This is a genomic window from Streptomyces wuyuanensis (assembly GCF_900103455.1).
Lineage (GTDB): Bacteria > Actinomycetota > Actinomycetes > Streptomycetales > Streptomycetaceae > Streptomyces > Streptomyces wuyuanensis.
In genome coordinates, this window is sequence record NZ_FNHI01000011.1 from 126187 (window position 1) to 145775 (window position 19589).

At 73.4% G+C, this 19589-nt stretch carries 12 protein-coding genes; 6 read left to right on the top strand and 6 right to left on the bottom strand.

What is annotated here, in order from left to right; translation table 11 throughout:
• Positions 1–290: 290 nt before the first annotated feature.
• Positions 291–3821 (bottom strand): transcription-repair coupling factor, encoded by a 3531-nt coding sequence (mfd, locus tag BLT82_RS17735; RefSeq protein WP_093655905.1) that lies wholly within the window; start codon positions 3819–3821, stop codon positions 291–293.
• 208 nt (positions 3822–4029) lie between these two features.
• On the opposite strand from mfd, the gene BLT82_RS17740 reads away from it, so the two are divergent.
• The 3 genes from BLT82_RS17740 (at position 4030) to BLT82_RS17750 (ending at position 6708) form a co-directional block, all read left to right on the top strand.
• Complete coding sequence (locus BLT82_RS17740) at positions 4030–4554, top strand: SigE family RNA polymerase sigma factor (RefSeq protein ID WP_093655907.1); 525 nt, start codon at positions 4030–4032, stop codon at positions 4552–4554.
• A complete protein-coding gene (locus BLT82_RS17745; RefSeq protein WP_093655909.1) occupies positions 4547–5080 on the top strand; it encodes a hypothetical protein in 534 nt (177 codons plus the stop codon). Before BLT82_RS17740 ends, BLT82_RS17745 begins: the two co-directional genes overlap by 8 nt.
• 257 nt (positions 5081–5337) lie before the next feature.
• Positions 5338–6708: a DUF2079 domain-containing protein gene (locus tag BLT82_RS17750; protein ID WP_342029415.1), complete on the top strand. Its 1371-nt coding sequence runs from the start codon at positions 5338–5340 to the stop codon at positions 6706–6708.
• Positions 6709–6759: 51 nt separating this feature from the next.
• Here the strand turns inward: BLT82_RS17750 and BLT82_RS17755 are convergent, their stop codons facing one another.
• Together BLT82_RS17755 and BLT82_RS17760 are read right to left on the bottom strand one after the other, a co-directional pair.
• Entirely contained in the window at positions 6760–9333 is a 2574-nt protein-coding gene (locus BLT82_RS17755) for an ABC transporter permease (RefSeq protein WP_093655911.1), read from the bottom strand.
• Positions 9330–10118, bottom strand: a complete 789-nt coding sequence (locus tag BLT82_RS17760) for an ABC transporter ATP-binding protein (protein WP_093655913.1) — start codon at positions 10116–10118, stop codon at positions 9330–9332. Before BLT82_RS17760 ends, BLT82_RS17755 begins: the two co-directional genes overlap by 4 nt.
• Before the next feature lie 623 nt (positions 10119–10741).
• On the opposite strand from BLT82_RS17760, the gene BLT82_RS17765 reads away from it, so the two are divergent.
• The 3 genes from BLT82_RS17765 (at position 10742) to BLT82_RS17775 (ending at position 14498) form a co-directional block, all read left to right on the top strand.
• Positions 10742–12160 carry an MFS transporter gene (locus BLT82_RS17765; RefSeq protein WP_093656150.1) on the top strand — a complete coding sequence of 473 codons (1419 nt, stop codon included), beginning with the start codon at positions 10742–10744 and terminating at the stop codon, positions 12158–12160.
• Between the two features lie 194 nt (positions 12161–12354).
• Positions 12355–12891 carry a DUF485 domain-containing protein gene (locus BLT82_RS17770; protein ID WP_093655915.1) on the top strand — a complete coding sequence of 179 codons (537 nt, stop codon included), beginning with the start codon at positions 12355–12357 and terminating at the stop codon, positions 12889–12891.
• The gene (locus BLT82_RS17775; RefSeq protein WP_093655917.1) at positions 12888–14498 is read left to right on the top strand and encodes a sodium/solute symporter; all 1611 of its coding nucleotides are present in this window, start codon (positions 12888–12890) and stop codon (positions 14496–14498) included. Before BLT82_RS17770 ends, BLT82_RS17775 begins: the two co-directional genes overlap by 4 nt.
• Before the next feature lie 119 nt (positions 14499–14617).
• Here BLT82_RS17775 and BLT82_RS17780 read toward each other — a convergent pair whose 3' ends face one another.
• The 3 genes from BLT82_RS17780 to BLT82_RS17790 all read right to left on the bottom strand — a co-directional run bounded on the left by BLT82_RS17780 (position 14618) and on the right by BLT82_RS17790 (position 19535).
• Entirely contained in the window at positions 14618–15505 is an 888-nt protein-coding gene (locus BLT82_RS17780) for a hypothetical protein (RefSeq protein WP_093655919.1), read from the bottom strand.
• A 206-nt stretch (positions 15506–15711) separates the two neighbouring features.
• Entirely contained in the window at positions 15712–18519 is a 2808-nt protein-coding gene (locus BLT82_RS17785; protein ID WP_093656152.1) for an SUKH-4 family immunity protein, read from the bottom strand.
• 8 nt (positions 18520–18527) lie between these two features.
• Positions 18528–19535 (bottom strand): SMI1/KNR4 family protein, encoded by a 1008-nt coding sequence (locus tag BLT82_RS17790; protein WP_093655921.1) that lies wholly within the window; start codon positions 19533–19535, stop codon positions 18528–18530.
• Positions 19536–19589: the final 54 nt, after the last annotated feature.

Consider the following 19589-nt stretch of genomic DNA (forward strand, 5'->3'; position numbering starts at 1 on the left):
CGCACAGCGCACCCCGCCGACCGTCGGCCTCCCGCCGCAACCACCCCGGCACCGCGCCGCGCCGCGCATCACGACACCCCGCGCCGCACCACCGCATCTCCACGCCGCACAGCGCCGCCCAGCGCACCCGCGCCGGCCGCCGGGGCGGAACGCTCCCGCCGGGCGCGACCGCACCCTCACCGACGAGTGGCCGGCCCCCTTACCCGGACAGCCGGCCGGCGCCGTACCGCCCCGGCCGTGAACCACCACCGGCCGGGGCCGCTGCGAACTGCGTCGGCCGCTCGGGAGCGCTACGAGCCGAGGATCGACGTCAGGAACTCGCCCGTCCACGCGAGCAGTTCACGTCCGACCACCGGCTTGCCGCCGATCTTGCCCGTCGTCGGCCGGGGCACCAGGACCTGCTGGGCCGCCGGCTTGATCACCGTGCGCGGGTAGAGCCGCTTCAGCCGCAGCTCCTGCGATTCGCGCAGCTCCACCGGTGCGAAGCGGATGTTCGGGCCCTGGAGCACGATCTCGCCGACGCCGCAGGCCCGGGCGAGCATCCGCAGCCCGGCGACGAGCAGCAGGTTCTCCACGGGCTCGGGCAGCTTGCCGTAGCGGTCGACGAGCTCCTCGCGCACCGCCTTGACGTCCTCCTCCGAGTTCGCGGCGGCGATGGCCCGGTACGCCTGGAGACGCAGCCGCTCGCCCGGCGCGTAGTCGTGCGGGACGTGCGCGTCGACCGGCAGCTCGATCTTGACCTCCAGCGGGGGCTCCTCCTCCGCCCCGCCCTCCAGGGAGGCCCGGTAGTCGGCGACCGCCTCGCCCACCATGCGGACGTACAGGTCGAAGCCGACTCCCGCGATGTGCCCGGACTGCTCACCGCCGAGGAGGTTGCCCGCCCCGCGGATCTCCAGGTCCTTCATCGCCACGTACATGCCCGCGCCCATCTCGGTGTGCTGGGCGATGGTCGCGAGCCGCTCGTGCGCGGTCTCCGTCAGCGGCTTCTCCGGCGGGTAGAGGAAGTACGCGTAGCCGCGTTCCCGGCCGCGGCCGACCCGGCCGCGCAGCTGGTGCAGCTGCGAGAGGCCGAAGTTGTCGCCGCGCTCGACGATGAGCGTGTTGGCGTTGGAGATGTCGATGCCGGACTCGACGATCGTCGTCGAGACGAGCACGTCGAACTTCTTCTCCCAGAAGTCGACGACGACCTGCTCCAGCGCGCTCTCGCCCATCTGGCCGTGGGCGGTGGCGATCCGCGCCTCGGGGACGATCTCCCGCAGCCGCGCCGCCGCCCGGTCGATCGACTCGACCCGGTTGTGGATGTAGAACACCTGGCCCTCGCGGAGCAGCTCGCGCCGGATCGCGGCCCCGATCTGCTTCTCCTCGTACGGGCCGACGAACGTCAGGACCGGGTGGCGCTCCTCGGGCGGGGTGGTGATCGTCGACATCTCGCGGATGCCGGTGACCGCCATCTCCAGGGTCCGGGGGATGGGGGTCGCGGACATCGTCAGCACGTCGACGTTCGCGCGGAGCTTCTTCAGCTGCTCCTTGTGCTCGACGCCGAACCGCTGCTCCTCGTCGACGATGACCAGGCCCAGGTCCTTGAACTTGGTCTCGGACGAGAACAGACGGTGCGTGCCGATGACGATGTCGACCGAGCCGTCCCGCAGGCCCTCCAGGGTCGCCTTCGCCTCCGTGTCCGACTGGAAGCGGGACAGGGCGCGGGTGACGACGGGGAACTGGGAGTAGCGCTCCGAGAACGTCCCGAAGTGCTGCTGCACCAGCAGCGTCGTCGGGACGAGCACCGCCACCTGCTTGCCGTCCTGGACGGCCTTGAAGGCGGCGCGCACCGCGATCTCCGTCTTGCCGTAGCCGACGTCGCCGCAGATCAGCCGATCCATCGGAACCGACTTCTCCATGTCCTCCTTGACCTCGGCGATGGTGGTCAGCTGGTCGGGGGTCTCCGCGTACGGGAACGCGTCCTCCAGCTCCCGCTGCCAGGGCGTGTCCGGGCCGAAAGTGTGCCCGGGCGCCGCCATCCGCGCGCTGTAGAGCTTGATCAGATCGGCGGCGATCTCCTTGACCGCCTTCTTCGCGCGCGCCTTCGTCTTCGTCCAGTCCGCGCCGCCGAGCCGGTGCAGCGTGGGCGCCTCGCCGCCGACGTACTTGGTGACCTGCTCCAGCTGGTCGGTGGGGATGTAGAGGCGGTCGCCGGGCTGGCCTCGCTTGGCGGGGGCGTACTCGACGAGCAGGTACTCGCGCGTCGCGCCCTGGACGGTGCGCTGCACCATCTCCAGGTAGCGGCCGACGCCGTGCTGCTCGTGGACGATGTAGTCGCCCGCCTCCAGGGTGAGCGGGTCGACCTGCTTGCGGCGGCGGGTCGGCATCCGCGCGCCGTCCTTGCCCGCGGCCTTCTGCCCGGACAGATCGGTCTCCGTCAGCACGGCGAGCTTCAGACCCGGGTCGACGAAGCCGTGGTCGACCGAGCCGCAGGCGACATGGACGACGGACGGGGAGATCTCGCCGAGGTCCGCCTCCAGGCGGGCGGCGATGCCCTCACTGCCCAGCACCTCGACGGTGCGGGACGCCGTGCCGTGGCCCTCGGTCACGAAGACCGTGCGCCAGCCGTCGGCGAGCCAGCCCTTGGTGTCGGCGAGCGCGCGGGCGGTGTCGCCGCGGTACGTCTCCGGCGCGTGCATCCCGAGCGTCAGGGAGTCGTCCGTCAGCTCCTCGTCCACGGCGAACGGCGACACCGACCACCACATCATGCCGAGCTCGCGCGCCCGGTCCCGCACGTCCGCGATCCCCCACAGGGAGGCCGCGCCGACGTCGATCGGCGCCTCGCCGCCGCCTGCCGACGCGGCCCACGACGCCTGCAGGAACTCCTGCGAGGTGGCCACCAGGTCGGCGGCGCGGGTGCGGACCCGCTCGGGGTCGCACACCACGGCCATCGACCCCTCGGGCATGACGTCGAGCAGCAGCTCCATGTCGTCGACGAGGACGGGGGCGAGGGACTCCATGCCCTCGACGGCGATCCCCTCGGCGATCTTCCCCAGCAGCTCGCCGAGTTCCGGGTGGGCCTCGGCGAGGGCCGCGGCCCGCTGCCGCACCTCGTCGGTGAGCAGCAGCTCACGGCACGGCGGCGCCCACAGCCCGTGCTCGGCGACCTCCAGGGAACGCTGGTCCGCGACCTTGAAGTAGCGGATCTCCTCGACGTCGTCGCCCCAGAACTCGATGCGGAGCGGATGCTCCTCGGTGGGCGGGAACACGTCGAGGATGCCGCCGCGCACGGCGAACTCGCCGCGCTTCTCCACCAGCTCCACCCGCGAGTACGCCGCGGCCGCGAGTCCCGCGACGACGCCTTCCAGGTCGGCGGTCTGCCCCGTGCGCAGGGCCACCGGCTCCAGGTCCCCCAGGCCCTTGACCTGGGGCTGCAGCACCGACCGAACGGGGGCGACGACGACGCTGACGGGCCCGGCGGCCGGGTCGTCAGTGCTGGGGTGCGCGAGCCGGCGCAGCACCGCGAGCCGCCGGCCGACGGTGTCGGATCGGGGGGAGAGCCGCTCGTGCGGCAGGGTCTCCCACGAGGGGTAGTCCACGACCGTGTCCGGGTCGAGCAGCGACCGCAGCGCCGCGGCCAGGTCCTCCGCCTCACGGCCGGTCGCGGTCACCGCCAGCACGGGCCGGGATGCCTCGCGGGCCAGGCCGGCCACGACGAAGGGCCGGGCGGCCGGCGGTCCGACCAGGTCGACGTGGGGCCGGTGACCGTCGCCCGCGGCTTTCACCGCTTCGACGAGGGCGGGGTCCTTGACGACGGCGTCGAGCAGACCGTGCAGGCTCATGAAGGGGTATCCGTCCGGGGTCCGTAAGAGGGTGGGCAACGCGAACAGCCCGACACGTCTGGGGTTCCCTGTGTCGAGGACCAGGGCCGGGCCGGGGATCTCCAGGGTACGCCCGCCGGAAATCTCGCGGGGCGGGTAAACCGGGGCCCGCCCCCGGTGCGTATACCGCCTGAGATCTCACCACCCGACCAGCACCACGGAGCCGCATGTGACCGACGACGAGTTCGAGGAGTTCTACGCACGCTCCGTGAAACAGCTGGTCGGCCAGGTGTACCTGATGACCGGCGATCTCCACGAAGCCCAGGACGTCGTCCAGGAGGCCTTCGTCCGCGCCTGGGGCCGCCGGTCGGAGCTGCGGGCGGACGCCGGACCGGAGGCCTGGATACGGACGGTCGCCCGGCGCCTCGCGGTCAGCCGGTGGCGGCGCGGGGTACGGGCCGCGGCCGCCTGGCGGCGGCACCACCAGGAAGGCCGGACTCCGGCCGCGGCGGAGCCGGACCCCGGCACGGTCGCGCTGGTGGCCGCGCTGCGGCGGCTGTCCGAACGGCAGCGGCGGGTGGCCGTCCTGCACTACGTGTGCGATCTGTCCGTGGACCAGGTGGCGGCGGAGACCGGCATGGCCTCCGGGACCGTGAAGTCGCACCTGTTCCGCGCGAGGGCCGCACTCGCACCCCATCTCGACGACGCGGCCGACCGGGTCGGCGCGACCATGGCGGAGGAGCACGGTGTCTGACTTCGACGAGCAGGAAGCCCCGCTGGCGGAGGCGCTCAAGCGGGCCGCCGCGACGGGCGGGGCGCTGTCCGCGCCCGTGCCGCCCGGCCGGGTGTCGGCGCTGGGCGCCCGCCGCCGGGCGCGCCGGGTGGCGGTCGCCGCGGCCTGCGCGGTCTGCGTGCTCGCGGGCGGCGCGACCGTGGCCGCGCTGCAGCTGACCCCGCGGGGCTCCACGGCGCCGGCCGCGCCGCCGACGCCCGTGGACTCGGGCAACGGCAACTCGGCGACGCCGACCCCGCCCTCCCCCGGCACATCGCCGGCCACGCCGCCGACGTCGGTGCCGCCCTGGACGCCGACCGCCCCCGGCTCCCCGTCCCCTTCCGTGCCCCCGACTTCCGTGCCCCCGACCGGCCCGGCCGGCAGCCCCACGCCGAGCACACCCCCCACGGCCAGGGACGGTGCGACGCCCGGCCCGGGCGCGTCCGCGACCCCGAGCGGCCCGCCGGAGTCCACGGGCTCCGGCAGCCCCTCCCCCGGCGACCGCTGAGCGGCGTGCCCTCGGAACGGACCGCCCCGCGGCCGGGCGCCGCCGCGCGCCGGGGGCGGGCCGCCGGCGCCGCTCCCCCGCCCGGCCGGACCGCGGGCGGAGCCACGGCGTGCCCCCACCGCGCACGCGCCGACCGCCCGCACCGCACCGCTCCCGGACGCGCGGGCCGCCCGCCCCACGCGGTCCGCGCGCACCCCTCCCCCGGCCGGCGGCCGCCGCTCCGCGGGCGGGCGGCCGCGCCGTGGCTGCTCGCCGGGGTGCTCTTCGCCGCGTACGCCACCGTGTCGGTCTCCCGGTACCACCGGCTGGAGAGCCGGTCCTGGGACCTCGGCATCCTCGAGCAGGCGGTACGGGCGTACGCGCGGCTGTCCGCACCCGTCGTCGACCTCAAGGGCCCCGGGACGCTCGCGCTCGGCGACCACTTCAGCCCGGTGACGGCGCTGCTCGCGCCCGCGTACCGGGTCTTCCCGACGCCCGTGACGCTTCTGGTGGCGCAGGCTGCTCTGTTCGCACTGTCGGCGGTGCCGGTCACGCGGTGCGCGAGCCGGCTGCTGGGTCACGGCGCGGGTCTCGCGGTCGGGGTCGCGTACGGGCTTTCGTGGGGGGTGCAGCGGGCCGTCGACTTCGACTTCCACGAGATCGCCTTCGCCGTGCCGCTGATCGCCTTCTCCCTGGAGGCCCTGCTCGCCGGGCGCCTGCGGGCGTCGCTGCTGTGGTCCCTGCCACTGCTGCTGGTGAAGGAGGACCTGGGCGTCACCGTGTGCGCGATCGGGCTGGTCGTGGCCTGGCGGGCCCGCGGGCAGCCGCGGAACCGGGCGTACGCGCTCGCCGTCGCCGCCTTCGGTGTGGTGGCCGCCCTGGCGACGCTGCTGCTCGTGATCCCGGGGTTCAACTCCGCCGGCGACTACGACTACTGGAGCAAGGTGGGCGGCGCCGATCCGCTCACCGCGGGGGCCGGAACCAAACTCAACACCGCGGCCTGGCTCCTGGTGCCGACGACCGGGCTGCTCGCACTGCGCTCACCGCTCGTCCTCGTCGCGCTGCCCACCGCCGGCTGGCGGTTCCTGTCGTCCGACGACCACTACTGGGGCACGGACTGGCACTACAACGCCGTACTGATGCCGGTGCTGTTCCTGGCGTTCGCCGACGCCGTGGACCGCGTCCGCCGCGGCTCCGGCCGCCCGTGGCCGCGGAGGTACGCGCGGCACGCGCCGGCCTGCGCCGCCGCGGCGGCCCTGGCCCTCACCACCGCCGAGCCGCTGTCCGCGCTCACGGACCCGGCCGCGTACCGGAAAGGGCCGGGGGCCGTCGCCGCCGAACGGCTGCTGGCCCGTGTGCCCGACGGCGCGACGGTTGAGGCGAACGTCGGCCCGGTGAGCCGGCTCACCTCGCGCTGCACGGTCTACTGGATCGGCGATCCGCGCAATCCCGCGCCGGAGTACATCGCCCTGGACATCCGCTCCGGCTGGGTCCGCGCCCCGGTCGCGTACGCGGCCGGCCTGCATCCGCGGGCCCGCTACCGGCTCGTGGCGGCGGCCGCGGGGCACGTACTGCTGAAGAGGCTGCCGGGGCGGGCGGAGGGGCTGCCCGGGCAGGGGACGGCAACGGCGACGGCTCCGGCCCGGTGAGCGTGGAGGACGCTCACCGGGCCGGAACACTCATCCTACGGACCGCCGCGGCTACTCGGTGGCGATGGCGTTGAGGACGTTCATCCGGCCCGCGCGGAACGCCGGCACCAGCGCGGCGACCAGTCCCACGAACGCCGATCCGACGAAGACGTACAGGATCGTCGGCCAGGGGATGTCGAGGACGCCGAGGCCCTCCAGGGCGAGCAGTTGCTGTGCCGCGGTGCCCCAGCCCATGCCCAGGCCGAGCCCGAGCAGGGCGCCGAAGAGCGCGATGACGACCGACTCCAGACGGATCATCCGGCGCAGCTGGCGGCGGGAGAGACCGATGGCCCGCATCAGGCCGATCTCCCGGGTCCGCTCGACCACCGACAGGGCAAGGGTGTTCACGACCCCGAGGACCGCGACGATGATGGCGAGCGCGAGCAGGCCGTAGACGATGTTCAGCAGCTGACCGACCTGGTCCTTGAGGTCCTGCTTGAAGTCGGTCTGGTCCAGCACCCGGTACTGCGGGTAGGCGGCGAGGGCGTCCTTGAGGTCCTGGTAGGCCTCCTTCTCCTTGCCCTCCTCGGCCTCGGCGAACATCATCATGTTCTTCGGCATCCGCTCGGGCGTGAAGTACCGCTCGGCGGTGCCGATGGCCATGTACATCGCGCCCTTGTCGACGTTCGTGTCGTCGGAGGTGACGGCCGCGACCCTCAGCTTCGCCGTCCCGCCGCCCCGGAACGCCACGGTCATCGTGTCGCCGACCTTCACCCCGTGCTTGTCGGCGTAGGTCTCGCCGACGGACATGGCGTCCTTGCCGTACGCGGCCGCCAGTTCACCGGCGACCGTCTCGCGGCGCAGGTCCTGCGCGTACGTCGGGTCGGCCGCGACCAGCCACTCGTCGTCCGTGGACGTCCCGTCGGGGGCGGTGAGGGTCGCCTTGACGCCCTTGTACTCGGTGACATGGGCGATGCCGGGCGCCTTCTCCAGGGCCTGCTGGGCCTGCGGCACGATCGGGCCGTTGGTGGACTGGACGATGAAGTCGGCGCCGACGGACTTGTCCAGCTCCTCGGTCGCCGAGGCGACCATCGACGAGCCGACGACGGACAGGCAGGCGACGAGGGCGAGGCCGATCATCAGCGCGGCGCCGGTCGCGCCGGTGCGGCGCGGATTGCGCAGGGCGTTGAGCTCGGCCAGCTTCCCCACCGGCCCGAACACCCGCAGGACGACCGCACTGAGGACCCGCACCACGCCGCCCGCGAGCAGCGGGCCGACGACGATGAAGCCGATGAGGCTGAGGACGACGCCGAGGCCGAGCCACATCGAGCCCTCGGTCGCCTCGTCGGCCCGCGTCGCCGTCCACAGAGCCGCGCCACCTGCGCCGGTGAGCACCAGGCCGATGACGCCGCGGACGAGTCCGGCCCTGCCGTCCGCGGGGGTGCCGGCGTCGCGCAGCGCTGCCATCGGCGAGACCTTCCCGGCCCGCCTGGCCGGGATGTAGGCGGCGAGGACGGTCACGACGACGCCGAGCACGAGACCGATGACGGGCGTCGTCCACTTCACGGTCAGATCCGAGGTGGAGAGGTTCATGCCCATCGAGGACATGAGCTCCATCAGGCCGACGGCGAGTCCCACACCGGCGCCGACGCCCGCGACGGAACCGACCAGGCCGAGGAACAGGGCCTCGATGAGGACCGAGCGGTTGACCTGGCGGCGGCTCGACCCGATCGCCCGCATCAGACCGATCTCGCGGGTGCGCTGGGCGACCAGCATGGAGAAGGTGTTGACGATGAGGAAGATGCCGACCAGGACGGCGATGCCGGCGAAGCCGAGCATCGCGTACTTCATGACGTCGAGGAAGCCGCCCACGTCCTCGCGGCCCGCGTCCGCCGCTTCCGCCTGGGTCTGGAACTTGTACGGGCCCGCGGCGACCGCGGCCACGTTCGTCTTCAGCTGCTCATGGCTGACGCCGGCGGCGGCGGTCACGGCGATGTGGGTGAACTCGCCGGTCCTGCCGAGGAGTTCGCGCTGCGCGGTGGCGGTGTCGAAGTAGACGACGGCCGCGCCCGGGTTGGTGACCTTGAAGGAGGCGATGCCGGAGATCCTCGCCGTGAAGTCCCCGGTGACCGCGATGGTGCGCAGCTCGTCGCCGATCCGGAGCTTGTGCTTCTCGGCGGTGTCCGCGTCGACCATCACGTCGGTGGGGCCGCGCGGGGCGTGCCCGGAGGTGATCTCCATGGTGCGCAGCTCGCCCCGGGTCCAGTTGCCGGCGATCGTCGGAGCGCCGTTGCTGGAGCCCATGTTCTTGTTGTCGGCGTCGACGACTGTCACGCTCATCGAGACGACGCCGCCCTCGGCGGACTTCACCCCCCGCGCCTTCTCGACCTTCGTCAGGAGGGAGGCGGGCAGGGTCTCGGGCCGGCCGCTCTGCGGCGTCTCGTCCTCGGCCTCGGCGCTCTCGGGGCTGACGGTGACGTCGGCCGCGGTCGCCGCGAACAGCTTGTCGAAGGTGGTGTTCATCGTGTCGGTGAACACGAGCGTGCCGGAAACGAAAGCGACGGACAGCAGGACGGCGACGGCGGAGAGAGCCATGCGCCCCTTGTGCGCCAGGAAGTTGCGCAGGGAGGTCTTGAGTACGGTCACGACGTCCGTCCCCGGGCGTCGAAGTCCTTCATGCGGTCGAGGACCTGCTCGGCGGTGGGGTCGAGCATCTCGTCGACGATCCGGCCGTCGGCCAGGTAGAGCACACGGTCGGCGTAGGAGGCGGCGACGGGGTCGTGGGTGACCATGACGATGGTCTGGCCGAGCTCGTCGACGGACCGGCGGAGGAAACCCAGGATCTCGGCCCCGGCGCGGGAGTCCAGGTTCCCGGTCGGCTCGTCGCCGAAGATGATGTCCGGCCGGGCGGCCAGGGCGCGGGCCACCGCGACGCGCTGCTGCTGGCCGCCCGACAGCTGGGTGGGCCGGTGCCCCAGCCGGTCCGCGAGGCCGACGGTCTCCACGATCCGGTTGAGCCACGCGGCGTCCGGCTTGCGGCCCGCGATGTCCATGGGGAGCGTGATGTTCTCCAGGGCGCTGAGTGTGGGCAGCAGGTTGAACGCCTGGAAGATGAAGCCGATCCGGTCACGGCGGAGCCGGGTGAGCTTCTTGTCCTTGAGCCGGGTGATCTCGGTGTCGTCGAGGTGGATCTCACCCGAGGTGACGGTGTCGAGTCCGGCCAGGCAGTGCATCAGCGTGGACTTGCCGGAGCCCGAGGGGCCCATGATCGCGGTGAACTGACCCCGCATGATGTCCACGTCGACGTGGTCGAGCGCGACGACCCGCGTCTCGCCGGATCCGTACGCCTTCACGACCTGTCGCGCTCGAGCCGCGACGGCCGTACGCCCTCCAGTACCCCCGTGCCTGGGAATGGTCACAGCCGTTGTCACGGTAAGTCTCCTATGTCGGTCAATGGCAAGAGTTGAGCGCGCCGCGTGCGGTACGAGTGTGCGGGGTGGAACGGTCCCGGCGCGCTGGTGCGCAGCGCAGTTCCCGGCGGGGGTTTTCCCCACCCTCCGGCGGCCCGGGACCGTGCCGCCGACGCAAGTCCACGGTAAGGAGGGCCCCGTGGCCTGCTCGTCCTCCAGGGGGACGAACGGTCCCCGGCCGGAAGTAAGGAGGTCCCCCTAGGGGTCTGCGACCTCGAACGGACACCCGCCCCTGAACGCGCACCTCTCCCCCCGGGGGAGCGTGAGGTGAGAGGCTGGCCCCGCAGAGATACGTGCATAGGGAAGGGATCTCGATGGACGGGGGCGGGGACGCGACCGGCACGGACCGGACGGACGCGGATGGCCCCGGCCCCGACGCGGGCGCGAATACCGGGCCCGGCAGCGGGCCCGGCAGGCACCGTTCGGGCGGCGGCGACGGCCTTGCGAGCGCCCCGGCACGAGCGCGCACGGACGGTCCACCACTTGTACGGAGCACCGGCAACGGGGGCACCGACCGCACGGACACGGCGCCGGCCGGGACGACTCGCCGCCGCGGGCCGGTGGTCGCCGCACTGATGCTCGGCATGGCCCTCGCCGCCCTCGACGGCACGGTCGTGTCGACCGCCGTCCCCCAGATCGTCGGCGATCTGGGCGGGTTCTCCGTCTTCTCCTGGCTCTTCTCCGGCTATCTGCTCGCCGTCACCGTCACGCTCCCCGTCTACGGAAAGCTCTCCGACACCTTCGGCCGCAAGCCCGTGCTGATCGTGGGCATCGTGCTGTTCCTGGCCGGTTCGCTGCTGTGCGCCGCCGCGTGGAACATGGCCTCGCTCATCGCGTTCCGCGTCGTCCAGGGACTGGGCGGCGGGGCGCTCCAGGGCACGATCCAGACGATCGCCGCCGATATGTACCCACTGAAGGAGCGGCCCAGGATCGTCTCGAAGCTGTCCACGGTGTGGGCGGTCTCGGCGGTCGCGGGCCCGGCGGTGGGCGGACTGCTCGCCGCGTACGCCGACTGGCGCTGGATCTTCCTGATCAACCTGCCGGTCGGCGCCGTCGCACTCTGGCTGATCGCCCGTCATCTCGTCGAGCCGCCACGGGAGCGGGGGCCGCGCCCGAAGGTCGACTGGCCGGGCGCTCTCGCGATCTTCCTCACCGGGACGCTGCTGCTCACCGCGCTCGTCCAGGGCGGAGTGGCCTGGCCCTGGCTGTCCGCGCCCTCACTCGGCCTCTTCGCGGGCAGCGCGGCCGCCGCGGCCATGACCGTGCTCATCGAACGCCGGGCGGCGGAACCGGTCATCCCGGGCTGGGTGTGGCGACGCCGCACGATCGCCTCGGTGAACCTCGCCCTCGGCGCACTCGGTCTGCTGATGATCGCCCCCACGGTCTTCCTGCCCACCTACGCCCAGTCGGTCCTCGGACTCGGCCCGATCGCCGCCGGGTTCGTGCTGTCCGTGATGACCCTGAGCTGGCCGGTCAGCGCGGCGTACTCGAACCGCCTCTACAACCGCATCGGCTTCCGCAACACGGCCCTCACCGGCATCGGCGCCGCGCTGGCGGTCCTGCTGGCCTTCCCGCTGCTGCCGTACCCGGGCGAGCCGTGGCAGCCGGCACTGATCATGCTGCTGCTGGGGGCGGCCCTCGGCTTCTTCCAGCTGCCGCTGCTCGTCGGTGTGCAGTCGACCGTGCCGTGGGCCGAGCGCGGCACGACGACCGCGTCCGTGCTGTTCTGCCGTCAGGTCGGACAGAGCGTCGGCGCGGCGCTCTTCGGCGCCCTCGCCAACACGGTCCTCGCCGCGCGGCTGGGCGGCTCGGGCGATCTGGACTCCGTCTCCCACGCCCTGGCGAACGGGTCGCCGGACGACGGCCTCCGCCGCGCCGTGGCGGCGGCCGTCGACCACGTCTTCGTGGGCTCCGCGGCCGCGGCGGGGCTTGCGGTGCTGGTCCTGCTCTGCCTCGCACCCCGGAGATTCCCGGTGATCAAGGAACCGCAGCCGGACGGCTGACCTGGGGATGTGCCGTGTGCGGGGCGTGACACGACCGTTGCCAAACCTACATACCTCCTGGTCGGTAACCCCCTTACGCCAACCCGGTACCGGCAAGTAACGTTCGCGCTCCACGCCCCTGACACCCTCGCCCCCGCGCGCCCGCGCTCACGGGGGAGCCCGGCCTTCCTCGGGTCGCCGCAAGGAGCAGCACGATGTCGTACGACCCCTACTTCCCCGATCCACCCGGCCCGTCGCGGCAGCCCTGGCACGCGCCGCAACCGCCGCCCGACCGGGGATACGTCGACCCGTTCGGCGACCCGTTCGGCGAAGCGCCCCCCGCTCCGTACCCGGACCCGGATCCGTACACCGAACCCGGCCGCACCCCGGCCCACGAGCTCCCCCGGCTGCGCTCCGGCTACCGCCGGCTCCGCCGCGTCGCGACCCTCACCGCGCTCGGCTACTTCGTCCTCTTCCTCATCCTGTCCGGCTACGCGCCCGGCCTGATGACGGGCGGCATCAGCGGCGGCCTCACCACCGGGGTGCTGCTCGGCCTCCTCACGCTGCCCGTGACCCTGGTCGCCATCGCGGTCTACGAGCACATCGCCCGCCGGCGGGTCGACCCGCTCGCCGCGGCCATCAGGACCGCCCACGACGAAGGGCACGCCCCGACGTCCGCGGACCGGCAGGCCGGCCGGAACCGTCCCGGCGGCTCCGCCTGGGACCGACCCACGGGAGGCATGCGCATATGACCGGCTTCAACTCCGACGCCCAGACGATGTCCTTCGTCGCGTTCATCGCCGTCATCACCGTGACGCTGCTGCTGTGCGTGATGACCGGACCCGACCGCGACGACCTGGGCGAGTTCTACACCGGCTACCGCTCGCTGTCCCCCATGCAGAGCGGCCTCGCCATCGCGGGCGACTACATCTCCGCGTCGACCGTGCTCGCCACCATCGGCGTCATCGCCCTCGTCGGCTACGACGGCCTCACGCTCGCCCTGAGCACCGTGCTCTCCCTGGTGCTGATGATGTTCCTGCTCGCCGAGCCCCTGCGGAACGCGGGCCGGTTCACAATGGGCGACATCCTCACACGCCGCACGCCCGGCCCCGCCGTGCGCATCGCCGCCTGCGCGGTCACGCTCGCCGCGCTGCTGCCCCTGGTGGTCTTCCAGCTCGCCGGCGCCGGCGATCTGCTCGCCTTCGTCCTCGGCTTCGACGCCGAGGGGTTCAAGACCGGCGCGATCGTCTTCCTCGGCGTGCTGATGATCTCGTACGCGGCCATCGGCGGAATGAAGGGCACCGCCTTCATCCAGATCGTCAAGACCGTCGTGCTGCTCGGCTCCGCCACGATCATCGCCGTACTCGTCCTGGACCGCTTCGACTTCAGCCTCCCCGGGCTGCTCGACGCCGCCAAGATGGGCAGCGGGGCCGGCGACCTCTACCTCACGTCCGGGCTCCAGTTCGGCGGCGACGAGATCGACATGATCAGCGCCCAGCTCACGGTCGTGCTCGGCGCGGCGGTACTCCCGCACATCACGATGCGCATGTTCACCGCGCGCAGCGCCACCGCCGTGCGGCGCTCGATGTCCTGGGCCGTGTCCACCGTGGTCGTGACCTGTCTGCTCCTCGTCGTGATCGGCTTCGGTGCGGCCGCGATCGTCGGCCACAAGAACCTCGTCCTCGCCGACCCGCAGGGCAAGACCGCGTTCCTGCTGGTCAGTCAGGCCGTGCTCGGCGCGGACGCGAACATGTTCGAGTCCCTCGTGTTCACCACCGTGGCGACGGCGATCTTCCTGACCCTGCTGGCCTCGGTCGCCGGGATCACCCTCGCCTGCGCCAACACCCTGGCGCACGACCTCATCGCCCACGGGATGCGCCGAGCCAACGTCTCGCACACCGCCGAGATGGCCATCGCCCGCGGCGCCGCGGGCGGCGTGGGCCTCCTCGCCATCGCGCTCGCCGCCTTCGTCCAGGACTGGAACCTCCAGGCCCTGGTGACGCTGTCGTTCTGCATCGGCGCGTCAGCGGTCGCCCCCGCGCTCGTCTTCAGCATGTTCTGGCGCCGCTACACCCGCCAGGGGCTGCTGTGGACCCTGATCGTCGGCGCCGGGACCGCGATCCTGCTGATGACCGGCAGCAATCTGGTCTCCGGCTCGCCGCAGTCCGTGTTCCCCGACCACGACTTCAACTGGTTCCCGTACACCACGACCGGTCTGGTGTCGGTACCCGCCGGCTTCCTGGCCGGCTGGTACGGCAGCATCCGCTCCCCGCGCGAGGCGTCCGCCCAGCGCGAGCGGTACGCCGAGATCGAGCCGGCGATCCTCGCCGGGGCGGGGACGGGCCGCGACAACGGCTGAAACCCGCCCGACCGGACCCGGACCGTCCGCCGCTCCCGAGGGGAGGGGCGGACGGTCCGGCGGTTGGGCGGGGAGGCGCGGGCGGTCCGGAGGAGAAGCGCGGACGGTCCGGCGGGCGGTCAGTCCCGCGAGGGCGGTCGTTCCGTGAGGCTCGCCAGCCCCTCGCGGATGTGGTCCAGATGCGCGTGGATCTCCTCGGCGCGCTGCACGTGCTCACGCAGCACCCGGTCCGTCTCCCGGGAGATGCCCGCCGCCCGCACGCCGGCCTCCTCCACCAGACGGGCCGCCGTCGCCTGCGCCTCCTCCTGGCCGCGGCGGGCAGACTCCTCGGCGTCCGCGAACGCGCACAGCGCCTCCGACAGCCGGGCCTGCGCCCGCGCGGTGAGTTCCCCGTACCGCTGCGCCGACTCCGCGTCCCGCGCCGACAGTTCCCGCTCCGCCTCGTAACGGCGGGACACCCGCATCCGGTCGAGCTCCTTGAGCATCCCCGCAGCCCGGCACCTGGACGCCTCCAGGACGGCCATCGCCTCGCCGCGCTCCGCCGCGGCCTCCACCCGGGCGGCGTCGCGCAGTTCCTCCGCCGTGGCCCGCGCCGACAGCACCATCCGCCGAGCCCGGGAGTCCGCCTCCTCGCAGATCTGCCCCGCCTGCACCGCCGCCAGTTCACGCACCCGGCGCGCCTCGGCCTCGGCCGCCTCGCACGCGGCCCGAGCCTCGTCCCGCGCGGTGGACAGCACCGCGGCCGCCTCCTTCTCCGCCAGGTCGAGGACCTCCTGGGCCCGCGGACCGAGCGGTTCGTACGTCGGCGGGCCCAGCGCCTCGGCGAACTCCCGCAGCGACGCGGCCTCGGCCGCGACCTCCTCCACCACCCTGGTCAGCCGCGCCGCCCGCTGCCACGCCTCGTCCCGCTCCCGGGCGAGCGCGGCGACGTACCGGTCGACCTGATCCAGCCGGTAGCCGCGGCCGCGTACGGTGACGAACCCACCACGAGTCGATCCCGCATTCATCCCTGGACTCCTCTCGGAGCGGTCGACGCAGGGACATCGTGCTGGATCGTGGTGAAGCACCCATAACGCGACACTCCGCCACACAGCAGCGGGCGCCCGACCTGAACGACAGATCGGACGCCCGGACGGCGCACGCTCCGGCGCACGGAACGTGCCCGCGCCGTCGACGCGACGGCTGCCGAAGGCGGTCGGCGGCAGTCAGTGGATCAGATGAGTCCGTCCCACATCTGCTCCAGCAGGACCGACCACCAGCTCTCCGGCGACGACAGCGCCGCCGGGTCCAGCGCGGCGAGCTGCGCCTGGAAGTCGACCGTCCAGCGCCCCGCCTGCTCCGGGTTGAGCCCGAACCGCAGCCGCCACATCCGGCCGAGCAGCGCCAGTGAGCGAGTGAACTCCGGCAGACCGCTGTTGACGAACTGAGGCGCCATCGGCTGCCCGCCCGGACCGCCCTCCACAGGCACCGCCACGATGTGCGCGGTTCCGTACTGGACACAGATCGCCCGGCCGAAGTCACTGCCCACGACCAGGTAGGAGCCCGCGTCCGACGCCGGCTGCACCTGCCGCTGCGCGGCCAGCTCCGCCAGTGTCGGCACCACCGGCTGGGCCGGCTGGGCCCAGAAGAACGGCCCGAAGTCCGCCGGAAGGCCCGCCCACACCAGCGTCCGCGCGACGATCTCCGGCACGCCCTGACGGGACACCGCCCGCTGGTCGAACCTGCAGATGCCCTGCGGCCCGAACGACCCCACCAGCTCCTGCGCGACGCCCTCCGGGGGAACGGGCGGAGCCGGCTGCACCTGCGGCAGCGGGGCCCGCACCGGAGCGGAGCGCGCAGGGCCGTCCGCGACCTGGTGCAGCTCGCCCTGGTGGGTCAGCAGCTGCTGCATGCCGCCCTGCCTGCTGGCGTGGTCCTTCCCGTACGGGGCGATGCTCGTGATCCGGGCCTGCGGCCACGTCTCCCGGATCATCCGGGCGCAGTAGCCACCGGGCAGCTCGCAGGACTCCAGCTCGGTGTGGAGTTCGAGCACCTGGTCGCTGGGGACGTTCATCGCGCGCAGCTCGTGGAAGATCTGCCACTCGGGGTGCGGGGTGCCCGGCGCCGATCGGCGGATGAGCTGCTGCTCGGAGCCGTCGGGCGCGCGGTAGCGCAGCACGGCCTGGTAGCCCGGGCCGACGGTCGGCACTCCGGCCGGCGGCTGCTGCGGATAGCCGTACGCGGGCTGCGGACCGGGCTGCGGCGCGTGCGGCAGCGGCCCCGGAGGCCCGGGCGGCTGCGGGGGCTGCGGAGCTCCGGGGCCGACCGGGCTCGGGTTGGCGAGCATCGTGGCCGCGTGGTGCACCCCGCCCGGCGGAGTACCAGGCGCACCGGGCGCACCGGGCGCACCGGGCGCACCAGGAGGCTGCGGCACCCCGGGACCCGACGGACCCGCACTCGGACTCGGATTCGCCAGCATCGTCGCCGCATGGTGCACCCCGCCCGGCGGAGTACCCGGCGCACCGGGCGCACCGGGCGCACCGGGCGCACCGGGCGCACCGGGCGCACCAGGAGGCTGCGGCACCCCGGGACCCGACGGACCCGCATTCGGACTCGGATTCGCCAGCATCGTCGCCGCATGGTGCACCCCGCCCGGCGGAGTACCCGGCGCACCGGGCGCACCGGGCGCACCAGGAGGCTGCGGGGCGTTCGGCGGCTGCGGTCCGTCCGGACCGAGCTGGGAGACCATCTGCGTGGGTACGTACCCGCCCGCCGGAGCACCCGGCGCACCCGGCCCCGACGGAGGCGGCGTCGCACCGGCCCGCCCGCCCGGAACACCGGGCACACCCGGCGGCGGAGGGGTCGTCGGGCCCGTGCCGCGCGCACCGCGCGGCGGAGCCGTGGCCTTGCTGGTCGCGGCGTCGGCGATGTCACCCGCCGAATGCGGTACCGAAGTGCCGGGAGGAGGCGTGGCGGCCGCACCGGGGCCGGGCTCCTGCGGGCCGATCGGGTCGAGGGCGGGCGACACCGCCGTACGCGGCAACTGGCTCCCGCCCGACATGAGTGCCGTCGGCGCGTCCGCGCCCACCGAAGGCGGCGGGGTGTCCTCGTCGTCCGCACCGGCAAGCGGCGGCGCGAACACCGTCGCCGGCAGCGGGACGGACCCGTCCTCCGAACCGGCGTTCGTGTCCGTCCCGGCCCACGGCGTCGCACCCGCGGGCGCGGCCGGCACCCCGTCGGAAGCGGTCGGCTCGTGATCCCCGCCACCGGCGCCGGGCGCGGCCGCCGCGGAAGCACCGGCCACCCCGGCGGCAGGCGTCTGCGGCGAACCCGCAGCGGAAGCCGCCGCCGAACCCGGCCACGCGCTGCCGCCCACGTGCGAACCGCCACCGCTGGTACCGCCCGGCGGCACCGCGGCGGGCGCGGGCGCGGCCGCCGCGGAAGCACCGGCCACCCCGGCGGCAGGCGTCTGCGGCGAACCCGCAGCGGAAGCCGCCGCCGAACCCGGCCACGCGCTGCCGCCCACGTGCGAACCACGGCCGTTCGTCACGGCGCCGCCACCGGTCCCGCCCTGGGAAGCGCCCGCACCCTGCGCCGGCTGCGAACCCGCATCCTGCCCGGCGTCCGCGGAGGCGCCCGCGTCACCGCGCGAAGCCCGCTGATCCGGAATGCCCAGCCTGTCCGCCGCGTCCTGCAACCACTCCGGCGGACTCAGCAGGAACGACGTCTGATTCAGATCGACCCGCTCCGGCGGCGCCGCGGCCGGAGCCGCACCCGCTCCGGAAACGCCGTACTCCTCCTCGTAGCGGCGGATCACCTCGCCCACCGGAAGGCCCGGCCACAGCGTGGCCTCCCCGCTGTCCCGGGCGATCACCATCCGCTGCCGGCCACCGTCCGACGTCGGCCCCTCCGGACGGTCCTCCGCCCAGACCACGAAGCCCAGCTCGAACTCCCGCACCCGCACGTCACGGTGCTGGTAGGAGGGCACATCGCCGTTGATCCACTCCTCGGCGCGCTCCTGCGCCTGTGCGAACGTCACCATCGAGAAGCTCACTCCCCCACCGGAACGGCACGCGCGAAGCCGCCGTCCACCATCAGGTTCGCCACGGTCTCCAGCTCCGGCGGATTCCCCGCCAGCCCGGTCAGGAACGCGTCGAAGTCCTCACCGCACGGCAGCAGCAGGCGCTCCACCCGCTCCGTCACCGTCAGGCCGTCCCGGTCCCGGGCATCGTCGTACGCGCAGAACCACACCGAACCCACGTCCGCACCACGGACCTTGACCGCCAGCAGCCCGCCCTGGACGAAACCGACGGCCAGATAGTCCTTCGTCAGATGGTCCCGAAGACACTTGTTCACGTACACCAGATCATTGACCGCCGCCTCCTCACGCACCGTGAAGAACGGCTGGTCCACCAGCAGCCCCAACTCCGGGTCGAGCGCGGCACCCACCGGAGCGCACCCCCCGGCCGCCTTCAGGAAGGAGCGGTACGCGCCCGGCAGGCGATACCCCAAATCCTCCTCCACACCCAGAAGTTGCTGCTCCGACACCGACACCGCGCCCTTCGGCAGACCGAAGTGCGCCGGCCGGGTCTCCTGCAGCGGACGCGTCCCGCGCTTGCCGTGGTCCACCGCCGCCGTCGCCACCCCGCCGTGATGCCTCAGCAGCGCCTTCACCTCGACCGGCACCAGCTCCAGCCGACGGCTCCCCGCCACGTGGTGCCACGTCCAGCCGTGCGGCGTCGCCACCGGCGGAATCGTGTCCCACAGCTCATGACCGGCCGCGGCCAGCGCGGCGTTCGCCGACACGTAGTCCGTCAACCGCAGTTCGTCGACGCCGAAGCCCTCCGGAGGCTCGGCGATCTCCGCCGCAGCCCGCGCATACGGCGAGAAATCCGGAAAACCGTGCTCGTCCACCCGAACACCCATAGGATGCCGAGCAGCCCTCACCGGATCCGGGAAATGAACGACCTGCCCGGAGTAGGCCGCGTTCGGCGGCGCTGCGTTCCCCCGGCCCTGGGGGCCGGGAGGTGCCCCCAGCCCGATCCGACCTGTCGTCATGGCGGTATGCCCCCTGCTGCGTCCGGCTGGTTCACCACAGCCTATGCGGTGGGG